This is a genomic window from Pseudomonas sp. NPDC090233 (assembly GCF_044772285.1).
Lineage (GTDB): Bacteria > Pseudomonadota > Gammaproteobacteria > Pseudomonadales > Pseudomonadaceae > Aquipseudomonas.
Genome location: NZ_JBIVYQ010000002.1, coordinates 782,238 through 798,361 on the forward strand (window position 1 = coordinate 782,238; position 16,124 = coordinate 798,361).

Annotated in this window: 11 protein-coding genes; 8 read left to right on the forward strand and 3 right to left on the reverse strand. The window is 63.6% G+C overall.

The window, feature by feature from the left end; translation table 11 throughout:
• Window positions 1-89: 89 nt before the first annotated feature.
• Complete coding sequence (locus tag ACIQUF_RS07985) at window positions 90-566, reverse strand: sigma-70 family RNA polymerase sigma factor (RefSeq protein ID WP_403130240.1); 477 nt, start codon at window positions 564-566, stop codon at window positions 90-92.
• Window positions 567-771: 205 nt separating this feature from the next.
• Here ACIQUF_RS07985 and ACIQUF_RS07990 point away from each other — a divergent pair, with 205 nt between their 5' ends.
• The 3 genes from ACIQUF_RS07990 to ACIQUF_RS08000 are packed head-to-tail and all read left to right on the forward strand — an operon-like array spanning window position 772 to window position 5,319.
• Window positions 772-1,950 (forward strand): efflux RND transporter periplasmic adaptor subunit, encoded by a 1,179-nt coding sequence (locus tag ACIQUF_RS07990; RefSeq protein ID WP_403130243.1) that lies wholly within the window; start codon window positions 772-774, stop codon window positions 1,948-1,950.
• Window positions 1,951-3,915 carry a MacB family efflux pump subunit gene (locus ACIQUF_RS07995; protein ID WP_403130245.1) on the forward strand — a complete coding sequence of 655 codons (1,965 nt, stop codon included), beginning with the start codon at window positions 1,951-1,953 and terminating at the stop codon, window positions 3,913-3,915.
• 3 nt (window positions 3,916-3,918) lie between these two features.
• The gene (locus ACIQUF_RS08000) at window positions 3,919-5,319 is read left to right on the forward strand and encodes an efflux transporter outer membrane subunit (RefSeq protein ID WP_403130248.1); all 1,401 of its coding nucleotides are present in this window, start codon (window positions 3,919-3,921) and stop codon (window positions 5,317-5,319) included.
• A 48-nt stretch (window positions 5,320-5,367) separates the two neighbouring features.
• Here ACIQUF_RS08000 and ACIQUF_RS08005 read toward each other — a convergent pair whose 3' ends face one another.
• Window positions 5,368-6,990, reverse strand: a complete 1,623-nt coding sequence (locus ACIQUF_RS08005) for a twin-arginine translocation signal domain-containing protein (protein ID WP_403130250.1) — start codon at window positions 6,988-6,990, stop codon at window positions 5,368-5,370.
• Between the two features lie 182 nt (window positions 6,991-7,172).
• On the opposite strand from ACIQUF_RS08005, the gene pvdM reads away from it, so the two are divergent.
• The 5 genes from pvdM to ACIQUF_RS08030 all read left to right on the forward strand — a co-directional run bounded on the left by pvdM (window position 7,173) and on the right by ACIQUF_RS08030 (window position 15,079).
• Entirely contained in the window at window positions 7,173-8,525 is a 1,353-nt protein-coding gene (gene pvdM, locus ACIQUF_RS08010) for a pyoverdine-tailoring dipeptidase-like protein PvdM (RefSeq protein ID WP_403130253.1), read from the forward strand.
• 8 nt (window positions 8,526-8,533) lie between these two features.
• Window positions 8,534-9,817 (forward strand): aminotransferase class V-fold PLP-dependent enzyme, encoded by a 1,284-nt coding sequence (locus ACIQUF_RS08015; RefSeq protein ID WP_403130256.1) that lies wholly within the window; start codon window positions 8,534-8,536, stop codon window positions 9,815-9,817.
• Between the two features lie 33 nt (window positions 9,818-9,850).
• Entirely contained in the window at window positions 9,851-10,771 is a 921-nt protein-coding gene (locus ACIQUF_RS08020; protein WP_403130259.1) for a formylglycine-generating enzyme family protein, read from the forward strand.
• Between the two features lie 122 nt (window positions 10,772-10,893).
• Complete coding sequence (locus ACIQUF_RS08025; protein ID WP_403130262.1) at window positions 10,894-12,543, forward strand: cyclic peptide export ABC transporter; 1,650 nt, start codon at window positions 10,894-10,896, stop codon at window positions 12,541-12,543.
• Window positions 12,544-12,700: 157 nt separating this feature from the next.
• Window positions 12,701-15,079: a TonB-dependent siderophore receptor gene (locus ACIQUF_RS08030; protein ID WP_403130265.1), complete on the forward strand. Its 2,379-nt coding sequence runs from the start codon at window positions 12,701-12,703 to the stop codon at window positions 15,077-15,079.
• 52 nt (window positions 15,080-15,131) lie between these two features.
• Here the strand turns inward: ACIQUF_RS08030 and ACIQUF_RS08035 are convergent, their stop codons facing one another.
• Entirely contained in the window at window positions 15,132-16,076 is a 945-nt protein-coding gene (locus tag ACIQUF_RS08035) for an alpha/beta hydrolase (protein ID WP_403130267.1), read from the reverse strand.
• Window positions 16,077-16,124: the final 48 nt, after the last annotated feature.

Sequence of the window (16,124 nt, forward strand, 5' to 3'; positions counted from 1 at the left end):
CTGGAGGGGTCAAACTAGATAGTTGTCGTGAAACACTTGGAAATCAAGTTGCCAGCACACAGAATTTTCACCCGCAATTTACCCGCTTTTCAGGATTCCCATTCCCGCATACGCACACGGCAATGCTTCATGGCATTGACGATGTGCTTTTCCACCAGGCTGCGGGAGATGCTCAGTTGCTCGGCAATCTGCTGGTGCGAAAGGCCATCGAGCTTGCGTAGCAGGAAGCTGTCTCGACAGACCGGGCTCAATTCCCCCAGCGCTCTTTGCATCAGGGTCAGACGCTGATCGAGTTGAAATGCCTGCTGCAATTCCTGGCCTGAGCAACTGGCATCGACTTCCAGACCGTCCAGCTGTTCGGTCTGGCGCACCCGATTACGGCGGTGTCGGTCAACCACCAGATTCAGTGCTGTGCGGTACAAAAAAGCGCGCGGGTGTTCGATGTGCTGGCTGTCAGTGCGCTCCAACACCCTGAGATAGGCATCGTGCGCGACGTCCTCCGCTGCCTGTCGACTGCCCAGGCGCGTGCAGAGGAAACTCACCAATTCGCGATAGTAATGTTCCAAAACGGCACCTGAGGTCGCCCGGCAACCCTTTTCAGGGCCTGAATGATGTCAACGTGGAATCTTACAAATTATAATTATTCTCAGCAACTCTGCTCCCCCAGCCCCTGCCTAACTAAATCCCTCCCGCCTGAGCTCGTCTAACGGGGACCTCCGTGCGCGCCTTGATCAGGCTGCGCATGGCCACCACTTTTGGCTGGAAGTCTGCATGAGACGCTTACCCAACACCCGTCGCCGCGTCCTCCTTGGCGGCCTGTGCCTGCTCCCCCTGGGTGCACTGCTGGCCTGGACATCCCTCCCCTTCGGCAGCGTGCCGGTCAGTACCGTAGCGGTCACCCGCGCGGACATAGAAAGCAGCGTCACCGCCCTCGGCACCTTGCAACCCAGACGTTACGTGGATGTCGGCGCCCAGGCATCGGGGCAGATCCGCAAACTGCATGTGGAGGCTGGCGATGTCGTGCACAAGGGCCAGCTGCTGGTCGAAATCGACCCCTCCACGCAACAGGCCAAGCTGGATGCCGGGCGGTTTTCCATCGACAACCTCAAGGCCCAGTTAGCCGAACAACGTGCCCAGTACCGTCTGGCGCAGCAGCAGTACCGCCGGCAAAGCGATCTCGCCGCCGCCGGTGCCACCCGCGAAGAAGACCTGCAAACCGCCGATGCCCAGCTGAAGGTGACGCAAGCCCGTATCGACATGTACCAGGCGCAGATCCGCCAGGCACAAGCCAGCCTGCGCAGCGACGAGGCAGAGCTGGGTTACACGCGCATCTACGCCCCCATGGACGGCACCGTGGTGGCCGTGGACGCACGCGAAGGCCAGACCCTCAACGCCCAGCAGCAAACGCCGCTGATCCTGCGGATCGCCAAGCTCTCGCCGATGACCGTTTGGGCCCAGGTGTCCGAGGCGGACATCGGCAAGGTCAAGCCCGGTATGACCGCCTACTTCACCACCCTGGCCGGTGGCAAGCGGCGCTGGAACAGCACGGTTCGACAGATCTTGCCCATCCCCCCCAAGCCACTGGATCAGACCAGCCAGGGTGGCGGCAGCCCAAACAGCGCCACGGCCGGCAGCACAGGCAGCCAGGTGGTCCAATACACCGTGCTTCTGGACGTGGACAATCCCGACGGCGCCCTGATGGCAGAGATGACCACCCAGGTGTTCTTTGTCGCCGGCCAAGCCAACCAGGTACTGACCGCGCCACTGGCGGCGCTCGACGACAGCGAGGTCACGGACCTGCGCCTGGCCCAGGTGCTCAGCCAGGATGGCAAGATCGAACAACGAAAAGTTCGCACCGGCCTCAGCGACCGCCTGCGCGTGCAGATTCTCGACGGCCTGAGCGAAGGCGAACGCCTGGTCATCGGCGCCCCTATGGCCAGCGGAGGTTGAATGACCATCCCCCTGATCGAACTTCGCGACATCCGTAAAGCCTACGGAGGCATCGACACGCCCAAGGTCGAGGTCCTTCGCGGTATCAGCCTGCGCATCCACCCTGGCGAATTCATCGCCATCGTCGGCGCCTCGGGCTCAGGCAAATCAACCTTGATGAACATCCTCGGCTGCCTCGACCGGCCGACGTCCGGCAACTACCTGTTCGCCGGCAAGGACGTTGCCCAGCTGGACAGTGACGAGCTGGCTTGGCTACGCCGCGAAGCATTCGGTTTCGTCTTTCAGGGCTACCACCTGATACCTTCGGGCTCGGCCCAGGAGAACGTGGAAATGCCGGCCATCTATGCCGGCACACCCGCCGCCGAGCGCCACGCCCGCGCAAGCGCCCTGCTCGAGCGCCTGGGCCTGGCCAGCCGCACCGGCAACCGCCCGCATCAGTTGTCCGGCGGCCAGCAGCAGCGGGTGTCGATTGCCCGGGCCTTGATGAACGGCGGCCACATCATCCTCGCCGACGAACCGACCGGCGCACTGGACAGCCACAGCGGCGCCGAAGTCATGACCTTGCTGGACGAGCTCGCCAGCCAAGGCCATGTGATCATTCTGATCACCCACGACCGTGAAGTGGCGGCCCGGGCGCGGCGGGTGGTGGAAATCCGCGACGGCCTGATGATCAGCGACTCTGCCGCCGAGCAGGCACCCGAGCAGACAGCTCAGGCCCTGCAGGCCGACGACCTGCGCCAGCGCCTGGACCGTGGCGCAACCTCGCGTGGGGCCTGGAAAGGCGAACTCCTGGAAGCCCTGCAGGCGGCCTGGCGGGTGATGTGGATCAACCGTTTTCGCACCGCGCTGACTTTGCTCGGGATTGTCATCGGGGTTGCCTCGGTGGTGGTCATGCTGGCGGTGGGCGAAGGCAGCAAGCGCCAGGTCATGGCCCAGATGGCGGCGTTCGGTTCGAACATCCTCTACCTCAACGGGCGCCAGGCGACGCTGCGTGAACCCGGTGGCATCGTCACCCTCGATGACGTCGCGGCCATCGCCGAATTGCCTCAGGTAAAACGCATCATGCCGGTGATAGGCGACGACGTGATGGTGCGCCATGGCAACAACAACCAGAAATTCTACGTCGGTGGCAACAACGTCGAATTCCCTCACATTCTCAACTGGCCAGTGGTCGAAGGCAGCTTCTTCAGCGAAGCCGACGAGCGCAGCGGCGCGGCGGTGGCGGTCATTGGCCAGAAGGTTCGGGACAAGCTGCTCGACCCGGGCAGCAATGCCCTGGGCCAGTACCTGCTGATCGGCAACGTGCCCTTTCAGGTGGTCGGCATCCTTGCCGCCAAGGGCGCCAGCTCCGGCGACCAGAACAGCGACGAACGCATTGTCGTGCCCTACTCCGCAGCCTCCATGCGCCTGTTCGGCAGCCATGATCCCGAGTACGTGATCATCGCCGCCGCCGACTCGGCACGGGTCGCCGACACCGAAGCGGCGATCGACCGGCTGATGCGCAAGCGCCATCAGGGCAAGCAAGATTTCGAGCTGACCAACGATGCGGCGCTGATTCAGGCCGAGGCACGCACGCAGAACAGCCTGTCGCTGATGCTCGGTGCGATTGCCGCGATCTCGCTGCTGGTGGGTGGCATCGGTGTGATGAACATCATGCTCATGACCGTGCGCGAACGTACCCGCGAAATCGGCATTCGCATGGCCACCGGTGCGCGCCAGCGCGACATCCTGCGCCAGTTCCTCAGCGAAGCGGTGATGCTGTCGATGGTCGGCGGCGTGACCGGCATTCTCCTGGCCCTGGGCATCGGTGGCGGCTTGATGATCGCCAATGTCGCGGTCGCTTTTGCTTTGCCCGCCATCCTCGGCGCCTTCACCTGCGCTGTCGTCACCGGTGTCGTATTCGGCTTCATGCCGGCCCGCAAGGCCGCGCGACTCGACCCGGTCAAAGCCCTTACCAGCGAATAACCCATGACCTTGCCAAGCCGTACCAGCCTGTTGACCCTGAGCCTGTGCCTCGCCGCCTGCAGCACGCCGCCGCCACCCGACAGCGGCATCGCGCCGCCACCGGCCTGGCAGAACGAGGCTGGCGAACAGACGCTCGCCTTGCCTCCCGCGCAGTGGTGGCAGGCCTTCGCCAGCCCAACCCTGAACCGCCTGATCGAGCGCGCGCAGCTCAATGCCCATGACCTGGCTGCCGCCGCTGCGCGAGTGCGCCAGGCCCAGGCCCGTGCGGTGATCGCCGGCGCGCCGTTGCTGCCGGAACTGCAATTCGGCCTGGACGGCTCGCGCCAGCGCCTGCTGCGGGGTGAGGGCAACGACCAGCTCGACACCAGCAGCAGCGAACGGACCAGCACATCGTTCGATGCCACTTTGAGCGCGACTTACGAGGTCGATTTCTGGGGCGGGCTTCGCGCCGCCCGGGACAGCGCCGAGTTTGGTGTCGATGCCAGCCGCTACGACCGCCAGACGGTGGAGCTGACCTTGCTCAGCGCCGTGGCCGACAGCTACTTGCGCAGCCTCGCCCAGCAGGAGCAACTGCGTATCGCCCGGCTCAACCTGCGCAACGCTCGCGATGTGCTGGGCCTGGTCGAGGCCCGACAGCGCTCGGGGTCGGCCACCCGCGTAGAACTGGCGCAGCAGCGCAGCCTGGTGGCCGCACAGGAACGGCAGCTGCCGCTGCTGGAGCAACAGCTACAAGACAACCGCGTGACACTGGCGACCCTGCTGGGCGACCCCGTGCAAGCCTTGCCGGCCATCAGCGAACCTATCCAAGCGCTGCAGTGGCCTGGCATCGGCGCGGGCGTACCGAGCACCCTGCTCACCCGTCGCCCCGACATCGCCGCCGCCGAAGCCCGCTTGGCGGCCGCCAGCGCCAATGTCCAGGTGGCCAGGGCGGCGCTGCTGCCCAAACTGGTACTCGGTGCAGACCTGGGCAGTGGTGCCGAATCCTTCGCCAGGATCCTCGACAGCCCGTTCTACACCCTCACCGCCGGCCTGGTCACGCCCGTCTTCAACAATGGCCGCCTGAAGGCCGCCCGCGCATTGGCGGTGGCCGAGCAAGAAGAGTTGCTGGAGGTGTATCGCAGCAGCATCCTGGCCGGCTTCGCCGACGTCGAGAAGGCCCTCAATGCCATCCACGGGGTCGACCGCCAGCGGCAATGGCAGGATGAAGAGGTGGCGCAGGCGCGACTGGCCTTCGACCTGGCGCAACGGCGCTATGCCGCGGGAGCGGAGACGTTGCTCAGCGTGCTTGAAACCCAGCGCACCTTGTATCAGGCCCAGGACCAGCAAGCACAGCTGACGCTGGCGCGGCTGCAGGGCAGCGTGGCGCTGTACAAGGCGTTGGGTGGGGGTTGGCGGATCGAATGACGCGTGCTCGGGCGGCCTGGCGCCGCCCGCTGATAACGGCCGGCCTGATCAGGCCGGCATGCCCTTTAGGGTCAGATGCCGGGCATACCACGGCCGCTTCGGCACCTGGCGCATGAGCCCGGCCAGCTTGCCTTCGTCCTCGCCAAAGATGATCCGCAACGCCAGTTTCATGGTTTCGACATCCATCTCCACCGACTTGCCCGGGCGCACGCCCGGCACGCTGCTGCAGCCATGGGTGTCCGGCCCCAGCCAGGGGTCAGCCACTTCGACCCAGCGCCCCGGCGCAAACCAGGGCACACCATTGACCTGCAGCCGGCTCACCTCGCCAGGATGGAACCGTTCATGGGCGGCGAACCAGTCTTCCACGCGGTCATCTATCCAGCCATGGAAGCGCCAGAACACCGGATGCACATGGGACGAGAATGGATCGCCCAGGAAATCGTTCTCGGCGGCGTACCAGCGTGGCGCGAAGTCATCCAGTTCCCGCGCCAGCGGGACCGGCGCACCGTTGGACGGGTCACGCGGCACCGAAGCCCAGCGCATGTGCAGCCAGTCGTGCAGGCCCAGCTCCATCTCCGAACCGAGCTGGCCCAACGTCAGGCGCGACAGGTAACGGGGGTCACGGTACTGCGACTCCCATACGGCAAAGTTGCCCTGGAAGGTTTCCTCACGCTTGATCCCTCCCACCCATTCGGTGAAGGCATCATCGTCGTGCGCCAGCCACGTCGGCGGCACCGAGCAGCCATCGTGGTTATCGAAATAGCGAGCAAAGCCCTGGCGATCGCGCTCCAGCTCCGGCTGCGGCAACGGGAAGGCCGGCCACGACGGCAACGGTTGCAGCGCGCGGGCCATGCCCAGCATGTGCCGGTGCATGTAAAAGAAATCCTCACCCGAGCCGTTGCGGTCCTTGTGCCGTCCACGTGCGTCACGTTCCAGATCGCGCGGGCCGGGCTGCCAACCGAGGCCACGCAAGGCCTTGCGTTTGTCATCGCTAAGCTTGTGCCACTGGTCCCGCGAGGCATGCCACAACTGGTGGAACAGCCGGTGTTCCGGCGAGATCAGCCAGGCCTGCAACGCTGGGTTGAAGCCAATGCGCTCGCGGGCTTCAGGGAAGTGCTGCTTGGTGGCGACGAAGCGATTGTCCTGCTCAGGCAAGGCCAAGGCGCGATCCAGGGGGATCAGCCGACCACTGAGGGTGTCACTGCCGGCATTACCGAACCCGGCCCAGACTTCATCGACCACGATCGCCATCTCGAAAGCCGTGCCGCCGTTTTCAGGCAGCAAGCGCCAGTAGAGGCGGTTGGGTTGCTCATGCACCAGGTCACCGAGCACCCGGTAGCGCGGCAGCTGTTCACCCCGCAGGCGCTCGGGCGTATCCAGGCAGCCACGCACGCCACGGCCTCGGGCGGCAATGTCGATGAACAACTCCAAACCTTGCTGCCCCAGCCCGGGCAGGCCTGCGTCGGCGCCTTCCAGGCGCAGCGACCAGATACCGCGCAGGCGGTTGGCCAGGCGCTGGCCGACGGTATCCGCCAGCTCAACACTGGCCTCGCCGGGCGTTTCCGGTGGTTCCGGTTCCTTGGTCAGCTCGGCATGTGCGTAGTAGGCCGCTGGCAGGGCAGCGCCCGCCAGGGCCACACCGGCCATGAACCCTCGTCGAGAAATCGTCATTACCCCACCTGTATCAGCCATGAAGCAGGCTTTATCCCAGCAAGGACGTATGTTGAAGCGAGAAATTTAGGCCGCAGGCAGGGCACCTCAACCGGCCTACCGGTAAATTTCCGCACGCGCTGCTCGTCCCTCCCAGATAGCCAAAGCCCCCACTGGACTTGCGGACCTGTATCGAGATGGCCATGACACGACCTCGCTGGAAGAAGACCTTGTACATCGGCGCCCCCCTTGCCCTGCTACTTGGGGCGGGCGGCTGGCTGGCCTGGGACCACTGGTTCAATTCCAATCCCGGCTACCCACGCGAGGTCATCAAACAGGCCGACGACCTGCAGGACCGGCTGATTTCCTTCGACAGCCACATCACCCTGCCGCTGGACTTCGGCACCCATGGCCAGGAAGCCGACAAGGACGGCGACGGCCAGTTCGACCTGGCCAAGGCGGCCAAGGGGCGCCTGTCGGGTGCAGCGCTGACCATCTTCGGCTGGCCGGAAATCTGGAACGGCGCCAATGCACCGCACCGCCCGACCGCAGGCTTTCTCGACGAGGCCCGTAACCAGCAGGAAGTACGGTTCAAGATCATCTCCGGCCTGGTCCGTGACTTCCCCAACCAGGTCGGCATCGCCTACACCCCCGACGACTTCCGGCGCCTGCACGGTGAAGGCAAGTTCGCCATTTTCATCAGCATGCTCAATGCCTACCCGCTGGGCCATGACCTCAGCCTGCTGGACAAGTGGGCAGCACGTGGCATGCGCATGTTCGGTTTCAGCTACATCGGCAACAATGACTGGGCCGACTCCTCCCGGCCTCTGCCGTTCTTCAACGACTCGCCCGATGCGCTTGGCGGCCTGTCGCCGATCGGCAAACAGGCCGTGCAACGGCTCAACGACCTGGGCGTGATCATCGATGTCTCGCAGATGTCCACCCTGGCCCTGGAGCAGGTCAGCGCACTCAGCCGCGCACCATTCGTGGCCTCGCACTCGGCCCCCCAGGCCATGGTCGACATCCCGCGCAACCTCAGTGACCGCGAGCTGCAGCTGATCAAGAACAGCGGCGGCGTGGTACAGATCGTCGGCTTCTCGGGCTACCTGCGACCGCTGACGCAGAAAACCCAGGACAAGCTCAATGCACTGCGTGCCAAGTTCGACCTGCCCCCTTTGCCCAACCTGGCCATGGCCCTGATGCCGGGTGACCCGATCATCGCCGCCTGGCCCGAGCAGCGCTTCGGCAGCTACGCCAGCCAGCTCTACGCCATTCTCGATGAAGAACCCAAGGCCAGCCTCAAGGACCTGGGCGATGCCATCGACTACACCGTGCGCAAGATCGGCATCGACCACGTCGGCATCGCCTCGGACTTCAACGAAGGCGGCGGCGTGAAAGGCTGGGATGACGTCAGCCAGGTGCGCAATGTCACCGCCGAACTGATCCAGCGCGGCTATTCCGAGGCCGATATTGCCAAGCTTTGGGGCGGCAACTTCCTGCGCGTCTGGGCGCAGGTGGAAAAAGCCGCGAGCCCCTCTCTTTCCTCTGCCCGGTAACCGCAACCATGAGCGACCGCCGTACCTTCCTCAAGCAAGCCAGCGTCCTCGCCATCGCCCTGCCGCTGGGTGGCGGCCTCGACCAGGCGCTTGCCACCGCCGCTTCCCAGGAAACGACCGCCAGTGATCAATGGCGGCAATTGCGCACGCTGTTCAACCAGGACCCGGCCTACCTGCACCTGTCCAACTTCCTGATCACTTCGCACCCCAGGCCGGTACAGCAAGCCATCGACCGCTACCGCGCCGAACTCGATCGCAACCCCGGCCTGGTAATGGACTGGGACCTCCAGCAGCCCTGGCAGCACGAGGCGCGCGTGCGCGAGTGGGCCGGCAAGTACCTACAGGCGCGACCGGCACAGATCGCGCTGACCGGCAGCACCACCGAAGGCCTCTCGATCATCTACGGTGGCCTGCATGTGCGTGCGGACCAGGAGATCCTCACCACGGTGCACGAGCATTCCGCCACCGAGGCCATCCTCGACTTCCGTACCCAGCGCCAGGGCACCCAAGTGCGCAAGATCCGCCTGTTCAAGGACCCGGCCAAGGTCAGCAACGACGAGATTATCGGCACCATCGATCGCAGCATCCGCCCACAGACCCGTGTACTGGGCATGACCTGGGTGCAATCGGGCAGTGGTGTCAAGCTGCCGCTGGCCGAGATCGGTGCGCTGGTCGACCGGCACAACCGTGAACGCAACGACGCGGACCGCATCCTGTATGTGGTCGATGGGGTCCATGGTTTTGGCGTGGAGGACCTGAGCTTCCCGCAGATGAACTGCGACTATTTCATTGCCGGCACCCACAAATGGCTGTTCGGCCCACGCGGCACCGGCATCGTCTGCGCACGCAGCGAGCAGGTGAAAGACCTGACGCCGCTGATTCCGACGTTTTCGCAAGACACCGACTTCGCCACCAGCCTGACACCCGGCGGCTATCACAGCTTCGAGCACCGCTGGGCGCTGGACGAAGCGTTCAAACTGCACCTGCAGCTGGGCAAGGCCAACGTCCAAGCGCGCATTCACCAGCTCAACAGCTACCTCAAGCAACGCCTGGCCGAACACCGCCAGGTCGAACTGGTAACGCCACTGGCGCCTGAACTCAGTGCCGGGTTCACCTTCTTCCGGGTTAAAGACCGCGACAGCGACAAGATTGCCGCCGCGCTGCTGCAGCAAAAGGCAATCGTCGACGCGGTGTACCGCGATGTCGGCCCGGTGATCCGTACGGCCCCAGGGCTGCTCAACGATGAAGCGCAGATCGACCGCTTCATGACCCTGCTGAACGCCCAGCTGTAACGGCTGTTTTTCTCCCTTTGAACGAGACCACTCATGAGCACTGAACGTTACGCAGTACCTCGCCGCTCTCTGTCCGCCTTCGCTTCCCTGACATGCCTGGCGCTGCTGGCAACCAGCGCGACTGTCCAGGCGGACACCGCCAAACCGGGTACGGTCTTCAAGGACTGCGAAAAGGATTGCCCGGAGATGGTCGTGCTGCCCACTGGCTCGTACATGATGGGCACCCCGGATGACGAAGTGGGACGCCAGGCAGACGAAGGCCCACTGCACCAGGTGACGTTCACCAAGCCGTTCGCCATCAGCCGCTTTCAGATCACCTTTGGCGAATGGGATGCCTTCATCAAGGCCACTGGCTACAAGATGCCCAGTGGTGACAAGCGACCAGGCCGGTTGTGCCAGGCGGGCACCGCTACCCAGGGAGGCCGCCCGACCTATGGCGGCAACCTCAAGGTCACCAGCCGTCATCCGGCGGTGTGCATGGACTTCAAGGAAGTGCAGGCCTACGTCGCCTGGCTGTCGAAAAAAACTGGCAAGCAGTACAGCCTGACCAGTGAATCGATCCGCGAGTACGCCGCCCGCGCGGGCAGCAGCGGGCCGTTCCCATTCCCGTTCGATGAAGGCAAGGAATACAGCATCGCCCAGCATGCCAACACCTACGGCCCAACCGATGGCTACAGCTATACCGCGCCGGTCGGCAGCTTCCCGGCCAACGCGTTCGGCGTGTACGACATGCACGGCAACGTCTACGAATGGACTGCTGACTGCAAGCACGACAATTATGTCGGTGCGCCGACCGATGGCAGCCCCTGGCTGGAGCAGGACTGCAAGTTCCAGATCATCCGCGGCAACGACTACGGCGAAGCCCCGGTGTTCTCGCGCTCCGGAAACCGCAACGACCTCTACCCCAGCGAACGGGGCGACTGGATCGGCTTTCGTGTAATGCGCGAACTGTAACGCCAGCTGTTGCGTAAACCCGGCAGCGCGGCGAATCCGCCGCCGCTGCCCGGTTAAATTCCATCCGCCACCAGTCGTTCTACAGGGAGCCCAAGCCTTTTTCACAAGCGGACCCCTGCCCCATGACACAGCCATCCCGCAGCGCCCTCAGCGAACTCTTCGCCCTGCTCAGACCCTTCTGGGTGATCGTGACTGTCTCCATCGTTCTGGGCATGCTCGGCGGCCTGAGCGTCACGGCCCTGCTCGCCAGCATCAACAACGCCCTGCACAGCGACGGCAACATCACCGGTGGCGCCATCGCCGCGTTCGCCGGCCTCTGCGCACTGGCCCTGGCCTGCTCGATCAGTTCCGACATCGGCACCAACTACGTTGGCCAACACATCATCGCCAAACTGCGCAAGGAGCTTGGCGAGAAAACCCTGGCCGCGCCCATCGAACAGATCGAGCGCTACCGCAGTCACCGCCTGATCCCGGTGCTGACCCATGACGTCGATACCATCAGCGACTTCGCCTTCGCCTTCGCGCCTCTGGCCATTTCCCTGACCGTCACCCTCGGCTGCCTGGGTTACCTGGCCATGCTGTCCTGGCCGATGTTCCTCTTGATGCTCGCAGCCATCGCCATCGGCAGCGTCGCGCAATTCATCGCCCAGGCCAGCGGCGGTCGCGGCTTCGCTGCCGCACGCGAGGCCGAAGACATCCTGCAGAAGAACTACAGCGCGATTGCCGAAGGTGCCAAGGAGCTGCGCATCCATCGCCCACGCCGCAAGCGCATGTTCCGCGAAGGTGTGCAAGGCACCGCCGATTTCATCTGCAAGACGCAGATCAAGGCCATCAACACCTTCGTGGTCGCCAAGACTTTCGGCTCCATGCTGTTCTTCGTGGTCATCGGCCTCGCCCTGGTCCTGCAGTCGCTGTGGCCGAACAATGATGCAACGGTCATGAGTGGTTTCGTGCTGGTGCTGCTGTACATGAAAGGGCCGCTGGAGCACCTGATCGGCACACTGCCGATCGTCAGCCGGGCCAGGATTGCGTTCGCCCGCATCGCCCAACTCTCCGAGCAGTTTTCCTCGCCAGAGCCGCACTTGCTGCTCGATGCCAACGCCAGCAAGGCCGACGCCGTGCACAGCCTGGAACTGGTCGACGTCAGCTATGCCTTCCCTGCCGTCGAAGGCAGCGCGCCCTTCAGCCTGGGCCCGGTCAACCTGCGTATCGAGCAGGGCGACATCATCTTCATCGTCGGTGAGAACGGTTGCGGCAAGACCACGCTGATCAAGTTGCTGTTGGGACTGTACGCGCCCCAGCAAGGTGAAATCCGCCTGAATGGCAAAACCATCAGCCCGAACAACCGTGATGATTACCGCCAGTTGTTCACCACCATCTTTGCCGACTATTACCTGTTCGATGACGTGGTCGAAGGTGACCAGCACATCCCTGACGATGCCAACCGTTACTTGCAGCGCCTGGAGATCGGCCACAAGGTCAGCGTGCGCGATGGCAGCTTTACCACCACCGACCTGTCCACCGGCCAGCGCAAGCGTCTGGCCCTGATCAATGCCTGGCTCGAGGAGCGCCCGGTGCTGGTCTTCGACGAATGGGCGGCCGACCAGGACCCCACGTTCCGTCGCATCTTCTACACCGAGTTGCTGCCCGATTTGAAACGCCTGGGCAAGACCATCATCGTCATCTCCCATGACGACCGCTACTTCGATGTGGCGGATCAACTGGTCAGGATGAACAGCGGCAAGGTGAGCTCGACCCCCGTACCGGCCTGAGAAGAAAAAAAGCGATGAATTTCTTTTCCGGAATTCATCGCTAAATGCGTCTTCTTATCAACAACCATAAATCTGCCGATATCACTTACCTTGAGCATCTGAAATGTCATCCGCCGATAAAGCATTTACCCTTTCCACGCTCGTCATGCGCTGCACCTTGCGCCTCAAACCTCTGTCCCGTTATGGGTTGCTGCTGGCCCTGCCCGTGGCCGCCCAGGTGCAGGCCCAGGAGACCCGCTTCGACATCCCGGCCCAACCACTGGCCAGCGCGCTGCAAAGTTTCGGCCAGCAGGCGGGCATGCAGATCCTGTTCAACCCCGACGACGTCAGCGGCCTGTCGAGCCAGGCAGTCAGCCAACGGGCCGAGCCAGCCCGTGCCCTGGCCCAGTTGCTCGCCGGCACCGGCATGAGCTTCTCCCTGCAAGGCAATCCTCCGGTCATTCTGCTGCGCAAAGGCAACAGCAACGACCTGGAGCTGGCCCCGACCAACGTCAGCGGCGCAAGCCTCGGAGATACCACCGAAGGCACCCATTCCTATGCCACCGGTCGCTCGTCCACCGCCACCAAGCTGCCCATGACCCTGCGCGAGACCCCGCAGTCGGTGACCGTGGTCACGCGCCAGCGCATGGATGACCAGAACATGAAAAACCTCGACGATGTGATGCAGAACGCCACCGGCATCACCATCGTCAAGAACGGCGGTGAGCGCTCCCTGTACCAGGCGCGCGGCCAACTGGTCGACAACCTGCAAATCGACGGCGTGCCGACCAACATCAGCAATGCCTATTCGATGGACGCCATCTCCAAGCCCACCACCGATATCTACGACCGCGTGGAAATCGTCCGCGGCGCCACCGGCCTGATGGAAGGCGCCGGCAACCCTTCGGCGTCGATCAACCTGATCCGCAAGCGCCCCACCGCCGAGCCCCAGGCACTGGTCGAAACCTCGGTCGGCTCGTGGGACGACTACAAGACCATGGTGGATGTTTCCTCGCCCCTGAACGAGGCGGGAACGCTGCGCGGTCGCTCGGTGATTTCGTACAACAATGCCAACAGCTACCTGGACACTGCCCAGAAAGAAAACCAGCTGTTCTACGGCATTCTCGAGGCCGACCTGAGCGAGTCGACCATGATGACCTTCGGCTTCACCTACCAGAAGGAGCGCAACTCCGGTTATGACTGGTCAGGCCTGCCAACCCGCGAAAGCGGCGAGTTCTACCCGCTGTCCCGTTCCACGTCGCTGACCGGCGACTGGAACAAACTGGACAAGCGCAACACCACTGTGTTCGCCGACATCCAGCACACCTTCGACAACGGCTGGAAATCGGTGATTGCGGTCAACCAGATGTGGGCCAAGTCGGACTTCCTGGGCAACTACACCTGGCCGGCGGGCGGCACCGACCAGTTCACCCTCAACCCTCGCCAGTTCCACTACGACGACACCCAGACCAGCGTCGATGGCTACCTCACCGGGCCCTTTCAGTTGCTGGGGCGCCAGCATGACCTGATCGTCGGCGGCAACTGGCGCAAGGACGACTTCGACTACCACGGTGGCCGCGATGCGGGCTATCGCTACGTGGTCGACATGAACAATGTCGCAGCCTTCGACCCGCCCAAGCCGACCGGCCTGAACGTCAACATGTGGCAGTACAACCGTACCCAGCAACAGAAAGGGGTCTACGTCGCCAGCCGCTTCAGCCTGACCGACAGCACCAAGTTCATTCTTGGCAGCCGGATCAGCTGGGTCGACTACGACACCCTCGACGCGGTGTCCGCGCGCAACAAAGAGCATTACTCCAAAAGCGGCGAAATCACCCCGTACGCCGGCCTGGTCCAGGACCTGAACGAAAACTGGACCGCCTATGCCAGCTACACCGAAATCTTCAAACCGCAGGATGTACGCGGGGCTGACGGCGGCATCCTCAAGCCGATGACTGGCAGCAACTATGAGCTCGGCCTGAAGGGTGAGTTCTTCGACAAGCGCCTGCAAACCTCGATGGCCATCTTCCAGGCCGACCAGACCGGCCGCGCCGAACTGGTCACGGCCGACAACTGCCCCGATGGCTGCTACCGCGCCTCTGACAAGGTCCGCAACAAGGGCATCGAGCTTGAGCTGAACGGCGAGCTGCTGCCGGACTGGAACCTGTCTGCCGGCTACACCTACACCCAGTCCAAGTACATCGGCGGCCAGCAGAAAGGCGACGATTTCAACGGCGCTTCGCCGCGTCATCTGTTCAAGGTTGCCACCGACTACCGCCTGCCTGGCGCACTCAACCACCTGCGCGTCGGCGGCAGCTTCTATGCCCAGAGCAAGATGACCCAGACCGAAGTGGGTGAGGATTACAAGATCCAGCAAGACGCCTATCACCTGACCAACCTGCATGCGATCTACGAGATCAACAAGAATCTCGAAGTGCAGTACAACCTGGACAACGTGTTCAACAAGAAGTACTACCAGACCCTGGGTAACACCAACTACTGGAACTTCTACGGCGAGCCACGCAACTTCAACCTGGCGCTGCGCGCCAAATTCTGATCCCGCCTGAACCACGACAGGGTGCCTGGCACCCTGTCGCTCACCTCTCTGCCTATTTCAGGCAACGCTGCAACGCTTCGGCAATCACTTCCAACGCTTCCTCGGCTTCTTCAACCAAGGCATCCATGCGCATGAAGTCGTGGGTCATCCCAGGGTAGATGCGCTCCTCCACCTCGACGCCCTGCGCCTTCAACCGCGCCGCATAGGCCCGGCCTTCATCGAACAGCGGGTCACACTCGGCCAGCAGCAGCAAGGCGGGAACGCGCAGGCGCTCGGCCGTTTCCAGCAAAGGCGAGAAACGTGGGTCGCGGCGGTCTTCGGCACTGCGCTGATAATGCTGGTAGAACCACTCCAGGGTGTCGGCTTCGAGCAGATAGCCGCTGGCGTAGCGTTGTACCGAATCATGCCAGCGGCTGGCATCGGTCACCGGGTAGATCATCACCTGCAGGCGTGGCGACACGTCGGCGTGGTTGGCCACCACCGTCGCCAGGCTGCCACCGACACTGTCACCCGCCACGGCCAGACGCCCGGCGTCGATACCGAACGCCGCGCCCTCGGCCAACAGCCACTGCCACGCATCCAGCGCATCGTTGGCCGCGACAGGGAAGCGCCATTGCGGTGCCAGGCGATAGGCCACCGACACCACCACACAGCCCGAGCGGGCCGCCAAGGTACGGCACAGCGCGTCATGGGAATCCAGGCTGCCCACCACGTAGCCGCCACCGTGGAAATACAGCACCGCCGGTTGCAGGCGGTCTCGGCTGATGCCGTGGGCACTGTACAGGCGAGCAGGCAACGGCGTGCCGTCTGCCGCCGGGATGTGCAGTTCTTCGACATGTTCCAGGTCGTCGCCGCCGGCACTCATCAACAGCGATGACTGGTCAAACGCCTCGCGTGCCTGCTCGGGGCTGGCAGCGTGCATGGCCAGGGTCTTGCCCTCGGCACGGCCAGCTTCGACCAATTGCAGGTAGGCGGCGATATCAGGGTTCAGGGACATAGTGCAAACACTCCGGGCCGGTCGGCACAAGGCACGACCGGCAGTTGA